Source organism: Paracoccus sediminis (genome assembly GCF_900188295.1).
Taxonomy (GTDB): Bacteria; Pseudomonadota; Alphaproteobacteria; order Rhodobacterales; family Rhodobacteraceae; genus Paracoccus; species Paracoccus sediminis.
In genome coordinates this window covers 1-1,871 of the sequence record NZ_FZNM01000037.1, presented here as the reverse complement: position 1 = coordinate 1,871, position 1,871 = coordinate 1, and the positions used below count along the sequence as shown (strand labels likewise).

2 protein-coding genes are annotated in these 1,871 nt (G+C 56.7%); one reads left to right on the top strand and one right to left on the bottom strand.

The window, feature by feature from the left end:
• Window positions 1-116: 116 nt before the first annotated feature.
• Entirely contained in the window at window positions 117-1,292 is a 1,176-nt protein-coding gene (tet(G), locus tag CHB77_RS17885) for a tetracycline efflux MFS transporter Tet(G) (RefSeq protein WP_024353491.1), read from the bottom strand.
• Between the two features lie 104 nt (window positions 1,293-1,396).
• Between tet(G) and tetR the strand changes: the two genes are divergently transcribed.
• Window positions 1,397-1,871 (top strand): tetracycline resistance transcriptional repressor TetR (tetR, locus tag CHB77_RS17880; RefSeq protein ID WP_089389473.1); only part of this gene is annotated, 475 nt, incomplete at its 3' end.

The window sequence follows — 1,871 nt, the reverse complement described above, 5'->3', positions numbered from 1 at the left end:
AGCGAGAGTGTGAACTAAGGTCATCATTGGCACTCGCCCCGAAAGGAGATGATTGCTCAACGGATTTAATCCGTCATTTCTCGTAAGTCTACGCATACCAATTCGCCATGACTCAATCACAATGAAGTTGCGAAAGGTCTGCGTAGTATTGGCAGACATATTAAATAGAGGATCGCGCCGAAAATCCAAACCCAACCGTTCCATGCTCCTACGGTGGCAGAATAGAGTGCCGTGAAGCCAAGCGGTCCCGCGATAGAGCTTAGATTGGTGAGGCTTGTAAGCGTTCCCTGTAAAGCTCCTTGCTTGTTACTGCTGACATTGTTTGAAAGCATTGCCTGCAAGGCCGGCATGCCAACACCTCCGGCGGCAAGCAGCAACAAAATCGGGAACACCATCCATCCCTGCGTGGCAAAAGCCAGAAGAATGAAGCCAGTCGCATCCGCAGCCATGCCAAACAGTAGCGTGCGCCGTTCTCCAAGCCGGCTTGAAAGAGGGCCGGTAACAAACGCCTGAAAAATCGCGTGTGTTGCTCCAAACGCCGCGAGCGACAAGCCAACGGTCGTGGTGTTCCACTGAAAACGATCCTCGCCATATATGACCCATAGGGCCGCAGGGACCTGGCCGATCAGTTGAATAATGAAGAAAACTGCGAAAAGGGCCACTAGCCCGCGCAATGCATCATCCAGCCGGAACAGAACGAATGGTTTGATGCGAACCGGCTTTCCGGTCTCGCCATCGCCGCGACGAGTCTCCCTGAGGAAAATGCAGGCTAGCAGGAACGCGAAGCCGTTGAGAAGGGCAGCGGCGATAAACGGAGCATGGGCAGAAATACCACCGAGCATACCACCAAGTGCTGGCCCGGCAATCATGCCTGCCCCATAACAGGCCCCCATGTAGCCGAACCAGCGTGCGCGAGAACCTTCCCCCGTCGAATCCGCAATGGTTGAGGCAGCTACAGCTCCGGTTGCGCCCGTGATGCCGGAGACGAGCCGGCCGATATAGAGCACCCATAAGACCGGCGCTGATGCCATAATCGTGTAATCGACTGCGGCCCCCGCAAGGGAAGCCAGAAGCACCGGACGCCGACCGTAAGCATCTGAAAATTGTCCAAGCACGGGCGCGAAGATGACCTGCATCAACGCATAGAGTGACAGCAAAGCACCATAGTGACCAGCGACCTGCTCCGCCGGCACAAGCTCGCGCAGAAGCGTCGGAAGGACCGGCATGATGAGGCCGAGTCCCATGGCGTCGAGACTGACGATCAGCAGGGCGATGATGGCAGAGCTGCGCACCTGAAACTCCAGCGCCGCTCAATGCGAGCGACTTTATCAATGATAAGGACATGGACATAGAACTTATCGGTGATAAATTGTCAAGCGTTGGCGAAGGAACGTGAATGACCAAACTGGACAAGGGCACCGTGATCGCAGCGGCGCTGGAGCTGCTGAACGAGGTTGGCATGGACAACCTGACGACGCGAAAGCTCGCTGAACGCCTCAAGGTTCAGCAGCCTGCGCTTTACTGGCATTTCCAGAACAAGCGCGCGCTGCTTGACGCACTGGCCGAGGCAATGCTGACGGAACGCCACACCCGCTCGCTACCCGAAGAGAACGAAGACTGGCGGCTATTCCTGAAAGAGAACGCCCAGAGTTTCAGAACGGCGTTGCTCTATTATCGCGACGGGGCGCGCATCCATGCCGGCACTCGACCGACAGAACCGAATTTTGGCGCTGCCGAGACACAAATACGCTTTCTCTGCGCGGCGGGCTTTGGTCCGAAGCACGCTGTTTGGGCGCTCCGGGCGGTCAGTCACTATGTGGTCGGTTCCGTTCTCGAGCAGCAGGCATCTGATGCCGATGAGAGAGTTCCGG